This is a genomic window from Acinetobacter sp. NIPH 2100, from assembly GCF_000369805.1.
In the GTDB taxonomy this organism is placed as follows: Bacteria; Pseudomonadota; Gammaproteobacteria; order Pseudomonadales; family Moraxellaceae; genus Acinetobacter.
Genome location: NZ_KB850224.1, coordinates 409,591 through 428,929 on the forward strand (window position 1 = coordinate 409,591; position 19,339 = coordinate 428,929).

Consider the following 19,339-nt stretch of genomic DNA (forward strand, 5'->3'; position numbering starts at 1 on the left):
TATGGCTCCTTAATCAATCACATGACCCGTAGTGAAATAACGAGCAAGCGCGGCAGTCGAAACAAAACCGAGCATTGCAACCAAGAGTGCACCTTCGAATAGATTGGTGCTGACCCAATAGATACTCAATACAACAATGAGACAGGTTGCATTTAAAAATAAGGTATCCAATGCCAACAAACGGTCAATCACAGAAGGGCCAGCAATCAAACGAATCAAACATAAAAACATGGAGATGGTAATCGCAATTAAGCCAATCCCAAGTGCATAAGGTAAAATGGTCATTTGCTAGCTCCTTCTGCAATCTTTACATCAAAGATTTCGATTAAAGGCGTTTCATAACGGTTCTTGATCTCTTGAATATCAAGTTCAGTGTCATCCGAACTGAGCGCATGCACCAAAATATCACCACGCTCTTGATCGATACCTGCTGAAACGGTACCTGGGGTGGTGGTGATGATCATTGCCAGCAAGGTGTTGACTTGCTCGTGTTCAGTTTCAAGTGGGACGCGATACCATTTGGGGTGGAGTTTATCCATTGGCCCAAGCACCATTTTGGCAACACGGAAATTAGAAACTACAATATCCCATAACACCACAAAAACTAATTTGATCGCCGGAATCCAATGAATGTGAGGGGTTCTGGCAATAAAAGGGCTCACTAGACGGGAAATCCCGATAGCCAAAACCAGTGCGATTAAAATATCAGTAGCATCGAGGCTGTGTGCCAGCATCAACCAGCTCAAAAAAATCAGAAAAGACACAAATGGATGCGGGAACCAACGCTCAAGCAAAGATTGTTTTTGCATTAGTGATCCTCCATTGGTTTTAACTGTGTTGTATTTGGAATGGTCGGTGCTTCTAAGATCTGCTCAGCAATTTGACGTTGCTTATATTCAGAAATGTGCTCACCTTGAAGGGTTGGCTTCGAAATAACATCTGGGATAAGCAGTGCATTATGATCTTCCACTTCACCACCATATTTGGTTTCAGGGAGATAACTCGGATCATAAGGCTGTACGCTGATTGGACGACCTTGCGCATCATTTTTCAAAATGGTTTGATTGTATAGCGCATGATTTTGAATTTGCTGCGCTGTTGCAACCGTATAATTTTGAATAGGCGAGGCGAAGACAACATAAGTCATCAAAGCACCAAGTAAGACATAAATCGCCGTATCATTACGCTTTGGTGCAACTTCAGGCAAGGCCTGATATTCAGCATAAGCGGTTTCTTTCAGATCTTCTTCAGGGGGTGTTGCGCGCCAGAACAGGATAAAACCAACGCGAGTCAGTGCGATAATGCTGAGTAAGCTGACAACCAGAATAACCGCAATAATCCAACCCTGATATGGTGTTTCGGCAGTGGCCTGTAAAATAAACACTTTACCGAGGAAGCCGCTAAATGGCGGTAAGCCTGCCATCATTAAGGCAATGATGAAATAGGTAAAAGCAGCCGCTTTTTCCTGTTTAATCTTTGGGGCAACTTTTAAATGATCTTTAAAAGCACCACGCTGCGATGTCATCCAGCCACAGAATAAATAGAACGACGCTGCGACTAAGGTACTATGAACCACGTAATAGAGTGCAGCGGCCCATGCTTGTGTATTGAACATTGCAAGCGCAATCAGCAAGGTACCAATCGATGACAGCACCATAAAGCCCACAAAACGACGTAGACGTTCAGCGCCAATCGCACCAATCACACCATAAAGTGAGGTCACAAGACCAATAACCAACAAACAATTCTTGAAAAAGTTTTGTGCCATGGCATCGTCAAAGACTGTGCCGTTAACACGTAAAATGGCGTAAATTCCGACTTTGGTCATGATGGTAAAAATTGCTGCAACGGGTGTGCTGGCAACGGCATAGGTTTTCGGTAACCAAAAGCCGACAGGCAACATTGCCGCCTTAATACCAAACACCACGAATAGCAGCATTCCACCTGCAATCGCAAGCTTGTGCTGGTCACCATCAAGCAGAGGAACCAGACGGCCTACATCGGCCATGTTCAAGCTACCAACGCTACCATAGATCATGCCTAGACCAATCAGGAATAGGGCAGAGGCAAGTAGGTTAATGGTGACGTAATGAACCCCCAGTTGAAAACGTGGACGTCCTTGACCGTGTAATAACAGCACATAGGACGCCAACAGCAGAATTTCAAAGAAGACAAATAAGTTAAACAAGTCACCCGTTAAGAATGCACCTGTGATTCCCATAAGCAGGAAATGCAGCATAGTATGGAAATAACGACCACGCGTGTCCCAGTTATCGCTTGCATACCAAATCACAGGGACTGCAAGAATGTAGGTGAGTACCAGCATGAATGCAGATAAACGATCGAGGACAAGGACGATCCCGAATGGTGCAGACCATTCACTGAGTTGATACACTGTAATTTGCCCAGTATTGGCAATACCGAGATAACTGATTGCGGTGATTAAACCTAAAATAGCAGAGACAAGGCTAATCCCGCGACGCCATGGCTGACGCCAATCTTGTTTTAAAGAACCCGAACCTGGATTGCCCAATAGCACCAAGATGAAGCCTGTAAATGCAGGAATTAAAATACTGATAATTGGAGCGTGAGCGTGCCAGAAATTATAAAAATCAAACATTATGGCTCATCCTCACGTGGGTCATAAGTTATGGTGGGTTCTTCTTTCGAGTCGACATGATCTGTACCAGACTCATAACGGCTACGTAATGCCAGTTGCACGATAAAGGCTGTGGTTGCGAAGCCAATCACAATCGCAGTCAATACCAGTGCCTGAGGTAAAGGATCGGTGACTTTTGTGGTTTCAGTCAGTACAGCGGGTGCATTGATCTGTAAACGTCCCATTGCAAACAGGAATAGATTGACGGCATAGCCAATCATGGCCAAGCCGAGTACCACAGGGAATGTTCTGGCACGCAGAATTAAATAAATCCCTGTTGCTGTAAGTAAGCCAATCCCAGAAGCGAGTAAAAATTCAATACTAACCATTTTGTTTATCTCCACTTGGGATTGGACCAGACATGCTTGAGTGGCGTGAATCTCCGAGGACGGAGATCAGCAACATGGTGGCACCAACAACGGTAATGTAGACACCTAAGTCAAATGACACTGCAGAGGCAATATGCATTTTTCCTAGCACAGGCAGTTCAACATAAATATGTGCGCTGGCGAGGAATGGGCGTGCCCATAACCATGCGGCAATACCTGTTAAACCTGCAATGGTTAAACCTGAACCAATCCATACTTCATACAGACGACCTGATTTTGCTTTGATCATCTGTTCTGTTTGGTCTTGACCTAAAACGATGTATTGAATAATTAATGCCAGCGAGGTAATCAAACCTGCGATAAATCCACCACCAGGAAGATTATGACCACGCATAAAGATATACACGCTAACGACGAGGGCAAGCGGCAAGATCCAAGATGCTGTGATACGGAACATCAACGGTGAAGGGTTAAAACGATAAGACAGGCCTTGTGTCATGGTCGTACCATGTGCACGCATACCATCCATAAGGCAAAGTGCACCAATCGCAGCAATACCCAATACCGTGATTTCACCAAAGGTATCGAATCCACGGAAGTCCACGAGAATAACGTTCACTACATTTGAACCACCGCCCAATGGAATCGCTTGCTGCATGAAGAACCATGAAATGGAATTATGATCACGTGTCAGCAATAACCATGCAATCCAACCGATGCCTAAGCCACCTCCGATGGCAAGGCTAGCATCTCTCCAACGACGTGAACGACTTGATTCATATGGGGTGAGTTGCGGCAATAACGACAAGCTCATTAACAATAGAACCGTCGTCACAACATCGACGGTAATCTGGGTCAATGCCAAGTCTGGTGCCGATAAGGTGACGAATACCATGGTCACCACCAAACCGACTGCACCACTGATCAATACAGCTTTGATGCGTTCATGGTGGAACCACAGCATCATCCAGCAGCCAGAGAACAGCGTGAGCCATAACACAATTGCCACCCATGGTGCATGTGTCAATTCACGTGTGCCTGTCGTCAAACCTTGGTTAAATAATGGTAAACCCACCATGACAATGCTGAACAAAACGATCAAGAGGAGGTAGCTCTGTAGTGAACCATTCTCAGTCTTTTGTTTGATCTTACGGCTGGTGAGCAATAAATTCTTAAGGAATAGGTCAAATAAGATTTTACCTTGGAATTTTCCAAGATACGGATCTAAGTCGATTTTACGAATACGCCCCTCTTTTGCCAGTGCAAAATAGAAAATCGAACCACCGATTAATGCAATCAGACTCATCATCAGTGGCGCATTAACACCATGCCAGATTGCGAGATGAACGCCTTCGAATTCAGGCTGTGCCAAACTGGCGCGCGTCACGCTGTTGACCATGGTCCCAGCCAGTAGGGCAGGGAGGATGCCAACCAAGATACATAAGGTTGCCAAGATGATGGCAGGTAAGCGCATACCTATATGTGGTTCATGCGCATCTTTATTCGGGACTTGTTTACCAATCGGGCCATCAAAGAAAACACCGTGTACCAGACGAATCGAATAACTGACTGCAAAAATACCCGCCAGCGTTGCGACGATGGCTGAAATTACCATCACTGGACCTGATAGGTTGGCCAATAACTCGGTAAAGAACATTTCTTTGGAGATAAAGCCATTGGTCAGTGGCACACCCGCCATCGAAGCAGCGGTGATCATGGTTAAGGTGCCAGTGAATGGAAGCAATTGCCAAATACCACTCAGCTTGCGTAAATCACGTGTTCCTGTTTCATGGTCAATAATCCCAGCAATCATGAACAATGCAGCTTTAAAGGTTGCATGGTTAATGATATGGAAAATTGCAGCGGCAACGGCCAGTGGTGAACCAATGCCGAGCAGACAGACGATCAAACCTAAATGACTGATGGTCGAATAAGCCAGAAGACCTTTCAGATCTTCTTTGAAGATGGCAAAACCAGCAGCCATACACAACGTGAATAAACCCACGAATGTAACGATGTTGTGATACAGCGCAGCACCAATAAAGATAGGTGCTAAGCGAGCCAGCAGGAAGATCCCTGCTTTCACCATGGTTGCTGAGTGCAGATAAGCTGAAACTGGCGTTGGTGCTGCCATCGCATTTGGTAACCAAAAATGAAACGGGAACTGTGCACTTTTGGTAAATGCACCTAAGAGAATCAGAAGTAAGGCTGGAACGAAAAGCGCATGCTGTTGAATGGTATCTTTCATCAATACCAATTCATCGATTTGATAGGTTCCCGTGATTTGTCCAATCAGGACAAATCCACCCAGCATGGCCAAGCCGCCCATCCCTGTGATGGTCAGTGCCATACGGGCGCCACGTTGAGCCGCTTCGTACTGGCTCCAGTAACCGACCAACAGGAAAGATGAAATACTGGTGAGCTCCCAAAAGACCAATAAGATCATTAAGTTATTTGAGAGCGAAATCCCCAGCATGGCTGCCATAAACAACATCAATAACTGGTAAAGTTTACTGAGAGAGTTTTTCGGGCTGAGATAGTAATAGGCATAAATATAAATCAGTGTGCCGATACCGCTAATCAGCAGACCAAACAATAAGCCTAATGCATCTAGGCGAAAACTCAGATTAATTCCGAGCTGTGGAAGCCAATCCCAGCTTTGTTGCAGGGTATTGCCCTGAAGAACCGTTTCTGCCTGAGTTAAAAGTAAAATAAAACAACTAAGGCTGATGCCAATCGCCCCAAGTGCCGTCACGCCACGCGAAATACGCTGTAATTGTGAGACAAGGGTGGTGCCGAGTATGAGCGGTAATAAGATAATAATCGGTAGCACACTGGTATCCATGTCGATGATTTAGGTCGAAGACCTAAGGGTGAATTTTCTTTCAAGACTTACAGGCACTCAAAGAGAATACCAAAACTTTAAATCTTGAAGCCCAATCAAGTTAACGGAGGCAGCAAGTTGTATTGCACAACTTGAAAATAAAAAATACGATTTATTTTACTATAAAATACCAGTGAAAATCTGGTGATATTACATGAAACAAACAACATAATTTATTGAAAACATTTCAATATTCGCTCTATCTAATCTTTTACAAAGGGCTTTCTTGCGGTGTGTCATCAATCTTGAGTAGGTTGAGTAAGTCGCTCTTTTCTTGTTCGTTTAATTCCTGAATTTGCTGAAATAAATCATCCACTTTATGGGTTAAAAGATCAGCTTGCAACAAGCTTTGAGCTTGAGCCGAATCAGTGGCTTCAGTTTTGGTTAGTTCGTGATATAAATCTGAAAGCTGCTGTTGAGATGCTTCTAAATTGAGTTGATAGACACCTTTTTGATCGAGTTTTAGACATTGATAATTCACAGCATGTTCGAGCAGTGCGTCGCGATTACCCGTGGCAATGATTTGCAGGCGAGGAAATGCTTGATGTAAATGTTCGAGAATTTCAGCGCAGTTATTCTGATCGAGTTGATGATCAATTTGATCAATCATCAAAATGCCTTCGCCCTCTAAACAAGGATCAAAACAATGCTGATTCAATAAGCACAGTCGACGGCTAATGTCTCCAACCAGAGCAATCCATGCTTTGAGTGAGGCCGAGAGTTGCTGAAATGGAATCAACTGCTCTTGGTAGCGCACCATCAATTGCAGCTTTGGAACATACTGAATGTAAATATCGTTTAATTCAGGAAAAACAGTATGCAGGCTATTTTTCAAGGCATAAAGATTCGGTGCAGACAATTGTTTTGGATGATTGACCAATTCCTGCTGTAACTCTTGCAATACTTCGGATTGATTTTGTTGATTAAAATCATTGCCCATCAAGCGCCTAACGATATGGGCTGAATGTGCATTTTCAACATCGCTGATTTCACGCAACCACTCAAAAAAACGGGCAAACGTCGTATAGGGTACAGCGCTTAGATCGTAGGCCGAAATTTCCTGCAGTGTCCCAGGGGTATTCTTACTTTGCAAATTGATGTCTTGGACAAAACGTTCGGCAGGATAATATGCAATCAGTGGCAGTCCAAATAGGGGGTCTTGCAGCCCTGTTTTTTGATACAGCGTAACCATCTGATCAAGCTGTTGGGTCTCAACTTGGCTAATCCCAACGCCTTGACTGTTAAATGTTTTATAGAGTTTCCATGCACAGGCCTGAGTGTCAGTTTGTTGTGATGAACTACTTTCAGTCAAAGTGCCACTTAGTTCGCTGCTCATACGAACCTGGATTTGAATTTTTGCCTGTAAGCGATTCAGCATAATATCTTGATCGGCAATCACCACACCCGCAGTACGAATATCCTTATAGCGCGCAGAAAACCAAGTCAGGCTTTGATAGATATTTTTTAAAATGGTGCTTTTGCCTGTGGCTTGATCACCCAAAATCAGAGTAATAGGATATTGCTCAGGTTGAAATTCGAGATTTAAATCCCGAAACATCCCGATGTGTTTAAAGAGAACCGATTCAAGTTGCATAAGCTGACCTCAATCATAAGCGCTTTAACCTGCGGACTGACGAAGACTTGAGGGGGCGCACCGTTTTAATTGTTGTATTAAGTCGTATAGATGATGAATATTTAAACTTACTTTAGCACGCGTGCAGGCTACGTAAAGTAATCTTAACTCTTCATCTGTAATTTTATGTTCTAGCCCATTTATTTTAAATTGGTAATCGTCTTCGATATGCACACGATTCCATTCCAATCCTTTGGCTTTATGTGCAGTTGAAATCACATAATCGGCCTGTTCAATTGGAGTGATTTTTGCCAGTGCTTTCTTCAGTGGATCGGTTCCATGATCGTCAACCAGTTTAACCAAGGGCTTGATATCACTACCATCATTGGTTTCACAATATTCGTGTACATCATGCCAAGAGTTAAACCAAGCCAACTCAGGAACATCGGTAATCCGTTTACCTTGTTTCAATAAACTTGCAGCATCGACAAAACGACTGAGTTTCTGCTGATCAGCTTGTAAACCGACCTTATCCCCATTGACCAGACCTGAAAGTAATAATTCCATTGCGCGAGCGTTGGTTCGACACAGAATTGCATCGCGCATCTTGGTATGCGGTTTATTGACCACACTTGATTTTTGGTTTGGATTGCCAAGTAGGGGCACGGTTTCGTTTAATGCTCCCAGCAAGCTGTTAGCGACATCTGCAATTGCATCACCAAAACGGAAAGAGGTGGTTAAACGGCTTTCAGGCAATGGCATTTGCTGCATGGCATTGATTGCACCACGCCATGCGTAAATTTGCTGGTGTGCATCACCGACATAAATGACTTGGGTACTTTTCTGACGCAGCAAAATACCAAGCATGAGTGGATCGGCATCCTGTGCCTCATCAAACAGCACATAATCGGCAGGGATATTCGGTTCCGATAAAGCCCAAAGCTTTAAGTAGATATCGTGCCCGATACCGGCTTGATGGTTTGGATCAATTGATTCGAGCCAGCGACGTTCTACAGCAGGATAAAGGTGCTGTTGTAAGGCTTCAATATCATCCAGATGTAACCAACTCGGTGCCTGAATATGGCGAGGAGCTGGGTACTGTGAACTGGTTGAACAGAAGTAGCTCACTGCATTGGCAACTAAGCTAGCCAAACGACTCGGCATTAGCACGTATTTTTCGTAACGTCCACCCATAAGGCGACGTAGCGTAATAGGTTCGAGGCGATATTCTTTCGCGATAAAACTTGGACTTAAGCGCGGTAAGCGTAATTTGTCGGTCACGCCACGTGGTGCACTGCGAAATGCAAGAGAGTGGAAGGTTCGACAATTCACATTGCTGTGGAATTTATTTTGTGCTTCAGAAGCAATGGCTTTGTTAAAGGCCAAGTACATGCCACGCCGTTCAGGCATGGCATCGCTGATCATTTGCAGTGTTGTGGTTTTACCTGTGCCAGCATATGCAATCACTTTAAAGGATTGACCTAAACGGGCATTGTCTATTGCAATGGCTTGCTCATAGGTGGCTTTGGGTTTTTCTATATTTGACACAGGCTCTGCTTACGCTTCTTTACTACGGTTAGCTTTTTCAACTAAACCTGATAAACCTTGACGACGTGCAAGTTCGTCCAGTACCACTTGCGGGTCAAGATCGAAGTAACCCAACATGACAATACTGTGGAACCACAAGTCTGCGACTTCATAAATAAGGTCGTGTTTATTTTCCAGTGAAGCAAGCACGGCATAATCTTTCGCCGCAATAATGCTTTCTACACTTTCTTCACCGACTTTTTCTAAAATTTTATTGATGCCTTTTTTATACAGGCTGGCGATGTAAGAACTATCCGATTCAGCCGTTTTACGCTCTTGCATTAAGCGACCTAAATAGCTGAGCACATCCACTTGCTCATTTTGACCGCGATCGTGTGCTTCGGTTTTTGCTGATGCGCCATAAATAGCTGTAGGATCTTTCAGTTGGGCATCAACAATTTCCCAGCCTTGAGGAGTAAGTTTGCGATAGAAGCAAGACTCACGACCTGTATGGCAGGCGATACCACCGTGCTGTTCAATTTGTAGAATGATGACATCGGCATCGCAATCTAGTCGAATTTCATGAACGGTTTGAAAATGTCCAGATTCTTCACCTTTATGCCAAAGCTTTTGGCGTGAGCGTGAGTAATACACCGCTTGATTTTTTTCAGCAGTCAGTTGTAATGCTTCACGATTCATCCACGCAACCATTAACACTCGACCAGTTTGATGATGTTGTGCAATGGCAGGAACGAGACCATTGGAATCAAATTTAACTTCATCTAACCAGTTTGACATGAGTGAAAATCCATTGAGTGGAGAGCAGGTAGTTTAGCGGTTGTGACAAGGGTTGGCTATGCTTGTTGGGTAAAACATTTAAGAGTGTGGACGAATATATGTATTCATGAGTTGCTTTTGTTCTTGTTTTAAAGATGAAAAAGAGAGCACATAAAGTAGAATTGTACTGTAGGGATAACTAGCCCAAAACCAAGCATTAATCAAGAAAATACAGACTGCACTAAATAACCAAATCTTTAATAATTTAAGCAAATGTTTTTGCTTAACGGTAGCTAATAAAAGAAAAGGGATACAGTCGAATAAAATGACCCACCAAAAATGAGGTCCTGATATCAACTTTCCGACTGAGGATTTAGCGTTCACTTGCCACTCAATGAGTTGATAGTGAAAATTTAGAAAACAAAAGAAGTTGGCGAGACTAGGGAGTAAAAACCAGCATCCTTTCAGAATCGCTTCGCCCTTATTTTGTCGATACAAAGCCCATAGAAAACTATATTTCATGTTTTAACCTTATTTTTATTGATGAATTTTAATTTTTAAGTATTCAGGTAGTTCGAGATTTCAATCAGGTTTTGATCTGGATCACGTAAATAAATCGATAGAATTTTTCCCATTGCCCCAGTTCTTTCAATAGGTCCTTCAATGATTTCAATCTGCTGTGCTTGAAGATGTGCAATCACTTCATTGAGTGGTGTTTCCGCAATAAAACACAAATCCGCAGAACCCGCTGTTGGCTGTAGGGCTTTGGGTTCAAACTCTTTACCGACTTGATGCAGGTTAATTTTTTGAGTGCCAAATCGTAGTGCTTTACGGTCTTCACCAAAACGAATAACTTCAAAATTCAGCGCAGACTGATAAAACTGGCAAGTCATTTCAATATTGGCAACGGTCAAAACCAGATGATCTAAGTGACTAATTTTCATAGATTACTGCTCTTATTCATATTCAGGTAGAGATTCAGTTTTGGTGCTGAATGTATTGCCGCTTTGATTATATTGCGCCACGTGCTGATAATCGAGTTGTTGAAATAGTCCTGTTTTTAAACCCGAAATGGTGATTGCCATTTCTTTACGGAAATAAGGGATTTGATACATCCACGGGAAGGTCAAGTCACGTAAGCCACCTGCCCACCAATGATCAGATTGATACAGAGGTGTGAGTAGGCGACTTAAAAATTGATAAAACTGGGTCGACGAACGACGATGTTGATGGTAATGCTGCCACAGTGTCGACCAGTCAATTTGCTGATTTTGCTTGGCTGCTTGTAATGACTGTGAAAAAGCCCAAGCATCCAACAAGGCCATATTGGCGCCTTGTCCCAATTGTGGACTCATGGCATGGGCGGCATCACCGATGACACCGATTCTCCCTTGTCCAAATTGAGACATCACCACATCACGATATTGAGCGGATAGCCATTGTGGTTGATTCTGTTGATTCGATAATAGCTGTTTCAACCATTCTGCGACATCAGGCCAACGATGAGCCACTTGCGTTAACCATTGCTGTTTTGCAGATTCATCTTTTAAGAAAGATTGCAGTTGTGTTGTCGGCAGACTCCAGAACACGCTAGAAAGGCGTTGCTGAGGTGCAGTTGGGATCGCACCTGTAGGCAGCACACCCATCATGATTTTGGAGCGATCATAAAATTGATGCAGAATTTCAGGATTTAAACTTAAACATTCAGGCACGATGCTCCAAGCTGCGCCCCAAGGATAGGCTTGGTCGACTTTTACCCATGCTGGAGGGCGTAATTGGCTACGTGCACCATTGGCAATCAGTACGGCATCGAAGCTGGTATCAAAACTTTGTTGCTGGTGAGTGCCGAATAATCGCACTTCATTTGTATTTTCTTTAATACGATCAACCGTATGACTCATATGCCAAGTGAGATGACTGGAATATTCTTGAAGCTTTTGGGTCAGCACATGGCATAAAGTGGCGCGGTGAATCCCGAGACCATAGAGCTTGCTGCCCGCCTGATGGTAGTGACTATTTACCAACAGGCGCTTGTCTGGCAATTGTCCTTCCAGTCCTGTGACTTTGGCGCCCAGTTTTAAGGCCTGATCGAGTACACCCAGATGTTCAAATACAGCTAAGCCAGCAGGTTGAAGCAATAAGCCTGCACCCACGGGGGAAAGCTCATCGACCTGTTCAAAAATCGTAACCCGATGGCCTGCTCGTGCAAGTAGAATTGCGGTTGCGAGTCCTGCCGTGCCTGCACCAATAATGGCAAAATCTAGTGTTTTCATTGTTTGTTCTTTTAAAGTCTTTATTGAATTTGCTCAAGCAGCATCTTAACTGATCTGATTTTGTTTGAAAAAAATTAAATCGTATTGATAAAAAAATCCCTTGCCTATGCAAGGGATTTTTTATTATTTCACGATTCGCCAAAATGCTAACAGGCTACTCAGCACAATCAACACAATAGAAATAAACCAAGGTGTGATAATGGCAATCGTGAGTAAAATCAGCATGGTACTGCCAAACATCCAACTACGACGTTGCTGTTGCTGCATTTGTAAACGCATTTGCTGAATTTCACGCAATTGTTTGTCGTGCCATGCAGACTGATTCTTTAAACCGTTGAGGCTGTCGATCAGTAACCCTGGAATATCTTGTGCGCCAAGTAGCAAGTCTGGAATTTGTTGTCCAAGCTCTTTCACATTCTTGACGGGGTTCATATTGGCTTTGACCCATTCGGTTAGAATCGGCTTTGCCAGTTTCCAGATGTCCAGTTGCGGATACAGATCCGTTCCTAGGCCTTCAACATGTACCAGTGTTTTGAGTAACAACATCAATTGCGGTGGGATTTCTAGATGGAAACGACGGGCAATATCCATGACTTGAATCAAGATACCTGCAAAATCTAGTTGATCCATCGGTTTTGAGACCATCGGGCCAACGGTGCGGCGCATTTCGCGTGATAAGGCATCTTGATCTGTACCTGGTGGAATCCAGCCTGCCTGATGCACAATTTGAATCAGTTGCATGAAGTTACTGTTCATCACTGCCAGTAGCATCCGTGCAATCGTCATTTGATCATGCTTAGACAATTCACCCATAATGGCACAGTCCAACGCAATAAAGCGTGGATTGCTTGGGTTAATGGTTTCAACAAAGACATTGCCTGGGTGCATATCCGCATGGAAGAAGTTGTCGCGGAACACTTGGGTGAAGAAAATGGTCAAGCCTTTTTCTGCAAGATCTGCACGGTCCATGCCTAAACGATCAAAGGTGGCGATATCCGAAATCGGTACGCCTGTAATGCGTTCAGCCACCATCACATCTTTACTGTCCATATAGACTTCAGGCACGTACATCATGCTTGAACCAGTAAAGTAGTGACGCATACGACGGGTGTTGTCTGCTTCCAGACTCAAATCAAGTTCATTTAAGATGATTTGACGATAGTCTTGAATAATCTCTGCTAAATGTAAGGCACGTGCTGCTTCTAAGCGATTTTCCAACCAATCGCCAAGCCAAGCCAGAATTTCAAAGTCTTGTAAAATTTGACTGCGAATATCGGGGCGAGTGACTTTAACCACCACTTCACGGCCATCATGCAAAGCCGCTGTATGCACTTGAGCAATTGAGGCTGCAGCAAGCGGTTGCTCATCAAAGCGCGAGAATAGCGTTGAGACATCTGCCTTGAGTGATTCTTGAATGCGCTGTTTGGCTAACTGTGTGTCATACGGTTTGACGCGATCTTGCAATAACACCAATTGTGTTAACACTTCGGGTGGAATTAAATCACGACGTGTAGACAGCAATTGACCAAGCTTAATCGCTAATGGCCCCATATCCTCTAAAGCTTCTTTTAGCTTAAGTGGATTCTTTTTCTCACGACTCGACCAAGCCACAGGATGCATTTTAATCAGGTTTAACGCATGGCGTGCTTTTACTGGTAATTCTTCCGCAGGGAACAAGGTGTCAAGGCGATAGTGTGCTGCAATACGCCAGAGTTCGAGTAACCGTGTAACATGCGGAATCATATAAAGTCTTACCTAGTCTTGAGTGGAGTGCTTTTGTGGGTTGAATTGAGCATTGAGCTGCTGAAGCTTGGCCTCTAGGCGGTCAATTTCTTGATTGAGTTGACGCGTCTCTCGATTGAGATCATCCATTTGCCAACGTGGAGCAAATAAACCGCTATCTTCTTTTAAGGCATCTTCGACAAAAAATAAATGGCTTTGTAGTGAGCGTTTCAACTGCCTCGGTGCAAGTTGAATTTTACCTAACTCATGTGCCAGCTGTGGGCCAATCCAAGGAGATAAATGGGCTGCAAGATCTGGCTCAGCTTGTTGCATAATTTTTTGAATATCCTGCAATAAGTGATAATCACCTTGCAATGGGATATTGCCAATTTGATCCATATCACTGAGCAGTAATTTAACTAGCTCAACGGTATTTTCAACATGTAAGGTTGCAGTGGCATCCGTAAGTTTATGCTGAGGATCAAAAGGGCGTTGTTCAAAAATAGAAGGGCTTTGACTTTGTCCTGTCACGGTCGGTTCTAGACGAACTCTATTTTCATCAAAAAAAACATCAACTGAGAGTTGTGGACTATCGATCACAACACGTAATAATTGACCTTGTAACTGATTGATTTGAATGCGAGTAATCGCATCCAAATCAATCACATGATGAATGATACGTTCGACTGCACCGAGTGCTAAAATCGACCACATATCTTAAACCTTAAAGTTTGAATCCACGGTGAACAGCAACGATACCACCTGTTAAGTTGTGGTAGTCACAGCTTTGGAAACCTGCATTTTCCATCATCCCTTTAAGGGTACGCTGGTCTGGGTGCATACGAATCGATTCAGCGAGGTATTTGTAGCTTTCAGCATCATTGGCAACCAGTTTGCCCATGATCGGCAATGCGGTGAATGAATAAAGGTCATACAATTTTGAGAATGGCTCGAACACTGGCTTAGAGAACTCAAGAATCAATAAGCGACCGCCTGGCTTAAGTACGCGGTACATAGCTTGTAATGCAGCATCTTTATCGGTCACATTACGTAAGCCAAAGCTGATGGTGACTAAATCAAAACTGTTGTCTGCAAATGGCTCTAAAGTTTCAGCATTGGCAAGGATGAAATCAACGTTGGTACAGCCTGCATCAATCAGACGATCACGACCAACATTCAACATTGATTCGTTGATGTCGGATAGAACAACATGACCTTGAGGCCCAACTTCACGGCTAAATACTTTGGCTAAATCACCTGTACCACCAGCGATATCAAGCACGTGTTGTCCACGACGAACACCTGACATATTAATGGCAAAACGTTTCCAAATACGATGGATACCAAATGACATCAGGTCATTCATGATGTCGTATTTGCTGGCAACCGAATGGAAAACTTCTGCAACTTTTTGTGCTTTATCATCACTACTCACGGTTTGATAACCAAAGTGAGTGGTTGCACCGACATTGCCAGTATTAGCGCCGCGCGGTAAGTTATATTTTGGAATTGAAGCTGTTGAGGTCTGTGCTGAATCTTGTTGGATCGGCTGCTGCTGACCTTGTGGTGTGCCTTGCGGAAGGGGCGTGTTTAAGAAAGGGCTGACTTTGTCTGAACTTGGGTTTTGCTCAACTTCTGGGGTAGGCTGTTGGTTTTCGTTAGACATAGTTTTCTCCTAAACTTTCGCTCTAGCGGCACGAATCAGCAAGCATGATGACAGATTTTGTATCTTTTTACAGGGTTTCAGCTGTAATTGATATGAATAATATACAGAAAGTCACTTTCTCAAAAGGGTTTTAATTTTTCTTAAGATTTGAAAAGACTCATTTTTCTCTGCAACCATAAGCGTTAAGGTTGCAGAGAAATCAGCTTAGTCCTAGTCTCGGAATGGATTTGGGTGCCCTGCATGAACTTGATCAATAATTTCACGCTCTTTTTCGCTAAAGGTTTTGATAAAGGTTGCAGCAGATTTCATCGGTTTCATGGCTGCGAAACCTTCTTGGATAAACTCGTACATACGGTCAAATTGATATTTATGCGCAATGCCTTTACACATTTTAAAAGCGGCATACATCATGGTTGAACGCATATATTTATCAAGAGTAAGACCTAACTCATCAAGCAACTGTAATTGTTCATAACGTGCATCGCCTTGATCGAGTTTGACTAAGGTTTCACGCATGATTTCATCAGTTAACGGTGTATCAGGAGCGTAATCTTGCAAGAGCTGTACTGCGACTTGTTCATCCAACTGTGTCGCCAGAACAGCTAAACTAACTGACTTTGTGCCTGTCTTGATGGCATTTTCTGGCAAAAGACTTTCTGCTTTGTGGGCATATTTCAGCAGACGTTCGATTTGCTGCGCCATTGCATCAAAATCAGGCCCACCATACAAACGATTTAAAAAATACTCTGCCATGAGTTGATTTTGAGGTTGAGCAAAAAACTCAGCATGCGTTTGTGCAATACGCTCTTTCATCCATGCCTGCACGTCATGCAATCTCTGTGCAAGCACAGGATCTTGGTGGTAATTCAAAGTTTGATATTGTAATAAAAGATTATCAAATGCAGCGAGTTTTGACATGTTCGAACTCAAAGAAAATAAAACCATAAAATCATAGGCTGCATCATAACCAAGAACTATGACAGCATAAACTCTAAATGTTTAATAATCGGTCACTGGGTTGATGCCCTAAGAGCAATCTACAGAAATTGTACACGGGTTTTTCCGAGATAGGCCTTGGTTTTGACTATACTCTTTTTAAATTTGAATAATGAGCCGTTTAGAGCAAAACATGAGTAAACAACAACCGATATTTGAATTACGAGACGAAGATGAACTTTCGCTAGAGCTGATTGAAGCACAATATGCTTTAAAGAATAGCCGAGATAAAAAAAATGCTAAAAGTGTTTTGGTTTTGGTGAGCGGGATCGAGTTGGCAGGTAAGGGCGAAGCCGTCAAACAATTACGAGAATGGCTGGACCCACGTTATTTACGGGTTAAAGCTGATGCGCCGCAATTATTATCCAATAATCAAACGTTTTGGCAGTCCTACACCCGATTTATTCCAGCCGAAGGGCAAATCGTGGTGATGTTTGGTAATTGGTATAGCGATCTTCTAACCACTGCTATGCATGTGTCTAAGCCTTTAGATGAGAATCTGTTTGATGGCTATGTGGAACAAATGCGAGCTTTTGAACATGATCTGCAAAATAATCATGTGCATATTGTCAAAGTCTGGTTTGATTTATCATGGAAATCACTGCAAAAGCGTTTAGATCAAATTGATGTTTCTGAGCAGCGTTGGCATAAATTGCATGGTTTGGATTGGCGCAATAAAAAACAGTACGATACTTTGCAAAGCTTGAGCCAGCGCTTTACCGATGATTGGTTTGTGATTGATGGTGAAGATGAAAAACTGCGTGATCAATGTTTCGCACAATATCTATTGCAAACCCTGCAAGAGTTGCCTGAGCATCAAACCAAAGTCACGCAAAAATGGCAGCAAGCCGCAATACCAAAAGCGTTGCTTGAACCTGAAAAAGCAGGCTTAGAAAAAGAAGATTATAAGGAAGAACTGAGTAAGCTCACCAAAAAAGTGGCGGATAAGTTGCGCTATGATGAACGTAAAGTGGTGATTGCTTTTGAAGGGATGGATGCAGCAGGTAAAGGTGGAGCGATCAAGCGCATCGTGAAAAAACTCGATCCAAGAGAATATGAAATTCACACCATTGCCGCACCTGAGCGTTATGAGTTACGCCGTCCATATTTATGGCGTTTCTGGAGCAAGCTGAATGATAGTGGCAAGATTGCGATTTTTGACCGCACTTGGTATGGACGTGTGTTGGTTGAACGGATTGAAGGTTTTGCCTCGACGGTCGAATGGCAGCGGGCCTATAGCGAAATTAACCGTTTTGAAGAAAACTTGGTGGATAGCCAAACGGTCATTGTGAAAATCTGGCTAGCGATTAGCAAGGATGAACAAGCCTTACGCTTTAAAGCACGGGAACAAACGCCACATAAACGGTTTAAGATTACTGAAGAAGATTGGCGTAATCGCGATAAATGGGATGATTATCTCAAGGCGGCAGCGGATATGTTTGAAAGAACTGATACTGACTATGCGCCTTGGTATGTGATTGCAACCGATGATAAATATTTAGCTCGGATTGAAGTGCTCAAAGCGATCTTAAAACAGTTGAAGGCGGATTAATCCGCCTTCTGTTTGTCATTGCCTAGGTCAATTGTTATTTGCCAATTGTGTGCGATAGCTGCGATGTTGTCGGAACACGATTAAGGTCGCAATTAAGCTAGTGATGGCGGCAAACATCAGCCAAAATGCAGGCATGCTCTTATTTCCAGAGCTTTGTACCAGATAGGTTGCGATCATGGGTGTTAGTCCACCAAAAATAGAGGTGGCGAAGCTATAGGCTACTGAGAATCCAGCAATACGTACTGAGCTGGGCATCATTTCAGCCAGTGAAACCACCAACGCACCATTATAAAAGCTATACAGCAATGAGAACCACAATAGCACGATCAGCATATGCGATAGGCTAATGGTATGTGTCAGCCAAGTCAGCAGCGGATAGGCACTGATAAAGATCAATAAAGTTGTCGTGATTAAAAGTGGTTTACGGCCAAATTTATCGGAAAGATGTCCGCCAATCGGTAACAAAATAAAGTTACTGAGACCGACCATAATGGTGGCGATCAAACTTTCGGTACGCGTTAAATGCAGCACTTCTTTACCGTAGGTTGGTGTGTAGACGGTAATGAAATAGAACATGGTGGTGGTGGTTGCCACCATACATACACCTGCCAACACAATTTTCCAGTTGGCTGCTAATGTGCTGAGAATTTGTCGAGTGCTTGGATGCTCTTTGCGAGAAGCGAAGGCTTCTGTTTCAACCAAAGATTTACGCAGCCAGAAAATAAAGGGAATGATGGCACAGCCAACAAAGAAGGGAATGCGCCATGCCCAAGCATCAACTTGCGCTTTGGTAAACACCACACTGACGATATAACCCAAGACAGCTGCAAAAATGACAGCAACCTGCTGACTTGCCGATTGCCAACTGGTAATAAAACCACGATTATGCGGTTCAGCAATCTCTGCTAAATAAACCGAAACACCGCCAAGCTCAACACCCGCGGAGAAGCCTTGCGCAAGACGGCCAACGAAAATCAGTACAGTCGCTGCAAAGCCAATACTGGCATAACTGGGTGTGAATGCAATAATTAATGAACCGAAAGCCATGATGCTTAAGGTCACCATCAGACCACGGCGACGACCAATACGATCAACATAAGGACCGAGCATCAACGCACCGATCGGACGCATCAGAAAACTGACTGCAAACACGAGAAATGTTTTCATCAGCGCAGCATAGCTACTGTCTGAATGGAAAAAAGTTTGGCCTATGGCTTGTGCATAGAGTCCAAACAGGAAGAAGTCGTATTGTTCAAGAAAGTTCCCGCTGGTCACGTTAAAAATTGCACGGACACGAGAAGGTGATTGGCTATTTTGCACAACGACGCTCCATCATCTGTTTATCATCGAGATGTGGAGATTAAAAATACAATCTTTATCG

At 43.4% G+C, this 19,339-nt stretch carries 16 protein-coding genes; 1 reads left to right on the forward strand and 15 read right to left on the reverse strand.

Annotated features, from left to right (window positions below):
* Positions 1-9: 9 nt before the first annotated feature.
* From F887_RS15940 to F887_RS15870, 14 genes are all read right to left on the reverse strand, one after another.
* Positions 10-285 carry a monovalent cation/H+ antiporter subunit F gene (locus tag F887_RS15940; protein ID WP_005191977.1) on the reverse strand — a complete coding sequence of 92 codons (276 nt, stop codon included), beginning with the start codon at positions 283-285 and terminating at the stop codon, positions 10-12.
* A complete protein-coding gene (locus F887_RS15935) occupies positions 282-809 on the reverse strand; it encodes a Na+/H+ antiporter subunit E (RefSeq protein ID WP_005291440.1) in 528 nt (175 codons plus the stop codon). The genes F887_RS15940 and F887_RS15935 overlap by 4 nt, the downstream gene beginning before the upstream one ends.
* Complete coding sequence (locus F887_RS15930) at positions 809-2,620, reverse strand: monovalent cation/H+ antiporter subunit D (protein WP_005291443.1); 1,812 nt, start codon at positions 2,618-2,620, stop codon at positions 809-811. The genes F887_RS15935 and F887_RS15930 overlap by 1 nt, the downstream gene beginning before the upstream one ends.
* Positions 2,620-2,988 (reverse strand): Na+/H+ antiporter subunit C, encoded by a 369-nt coding sequence (locus F887_RS15925; protein ID WP_005291445.1) that lies wholly within the window; start codon positions 2,986-2,988, stop codon positions 2,620-2,622. Before F887_RS15925 ends, F887_RS15930 begins: the two co-directional genes overlap by 1 nt.
* On the reverse strand, positions 2,981-5,833 hold the full coding sequence (locus tag F887_RS15920; RefSeq protein WP_005291446.1) for a monovalent cation/H+ antiporter subunit A: 2,853 nt from the start codon (positions 5,831-5,833) through the stop codon (positions 2,981-2,983). The genes F887_RS15925 and F887_RS15920 overlap by 8 nt, the downstream gene beginning before the upstream one ends.
* A 250-nt stretch (positions 5,834-6,083) precedes the next feature.
* The gene (locus F887_RS15915; protein WP_005291448.1) at positions 6,084-7,466 is read right to left on the reverse strand and encodes an ATP-binding protein; all 1,383 of its coding nucleotides are present in this window, start codon (positions 7,464-7,466) and stop codon (positions 6,084-6,086) included.
* A 24-nt stretch (positions 7,467-7,490) separates the two neighbouring features.
* On the reverse strand, positions 7,491-8,993 hold the full coding sequence (locus F887_RS15910) for a UvrD-helicase domain-containing protein (RefSeq protein WP_005154916.1): 1,503 nt from the start codon (positions 8,991-8,993) through the stop codon (positions 7,491-7,493).
* Between the two features lie 9 nt (positions 8,994-9,002).
* Positions 9,003-9,770: a bifunctional phosphoribosyl-AMP cyclohydrolase/phosphoribosyl-ATP diphosphatase HisIE gene (gene hisIE / locus F887_RS15905; protein WP_005291450.1), complete on the reverse strand. Its 768-nt coding sequence runs from the start codon at positions 9,768-9,770 to the stop codon at positions 9,003-9,005.
* A gap of 536 nt (positions 9,771-10,306) precedes the next feature.
* On the reverse strand, positions 10,307-10,693 hold the full coding sequence (locus tag F887_RS15895) for a VOC family protein (protein WP_005291454.1): 387 nt from the start codon (positions 10,691-10,693) through the stop codon (positions 10,307-10,309).
* 12 nt (positions 10,694-10,705) lie between these two features.
* Positions 10,706-12,022 carry an FAD-dependent oxidoreductase gene (locus F887_RS15890; protein WP_005291456.1) on the reverse strand — a complete coding sequence of 439 codons (1,317 nt, stop codon included), beginning with the start codon at positions 12,020-12,022 and terminating at the stop codon, positions 10,706-10,708.
* Positions 12,023-12,145: 123 nt separating this feature from the next.
* Positions 12,146-13,765: an ABC1 kinase family protein gene (locus F887_RS15885; protein ID WP_005291458.1), complete on the reverse strand. Its 1,620-nt coding sequence runs from the start codon at positions 13,763-13,765 to the stop codon at positions 12,146-12,148.
* A 12-nt stretch (positions 13,766-13,777) separates the two neighbouring features.
* Positions 13,778-14,458 (reverse strand): ubiquinone biosynthesis accessory factor UbiJ, encoded by a 681-nt coding sequence (locus tag F887_RS15880; RefSeq protein WP_005291460.1) that lies wholly within the window; start codon positions 14,456-14,458, stop codon positions 13,778-13,780.
* A gap of 10 nt (positions 14,459-14,468) precedes the next feature.
* A complete protein-coding gene (ubiE, locus tag F887_RS15875; protein WP_005291465.1) occupies positions 14,469-15,410 on the reverse strand; it encodes a bifunctional demethylmenaquinone methyltransferase/2-methoxy-6-polyprenyl-1,4-benzoquinol methylase UbiE in 942 nt (313 codons plus the stop codon).
* A 210-nt stretch (positions 15,411-15,620) separates the two neighbouring features.
* Positions 15,621-16,328, reverse strand: coding sequence for a DUF8198 family protein (locus F887_RS15870; protein ID WP_005291467.1), 708 nt, complete (start codon positions 16,326-16,328; stop codon positions 15,621-15,623).
* A 211-nt stretch (positions 16,329-16,539) separates the two neighbouring features.
* On the opposite strand from F887_RS15870, the gene F887_RS15865 reads away from it, so the two are divergent.
* The gene (locus tag F887_RS15865) at positions 16,540-17,958 is read left to right on the forward strand and encodes a polyphosphate:AMP phosphotransferase (RefSeq protein WP_005291469.1); all 1,419 of its coding nucleotides are present in this window, start codon (positions 16,540-16,542) and stop codon (positions 17,956-17,958) included.
* A gap of 27 nt (positions 17,959-17,985) precedes the next feature.
* On the opposite strand, the gene F887_RS15860 is transcribed toward F887_RS15865, so the two are convergent.
* Complete coding sequence (locus F887_RS15860; protein ID WP_005291471.1) at positions 17,986-19,278, reverse strand: MFS transporter; 1,293 nt, start codon at positions 19,276-19,278, stop codon at positions 17,986-17,988.
* Positions 19,279-19,339: the final 61 nt, after the last annotated feature.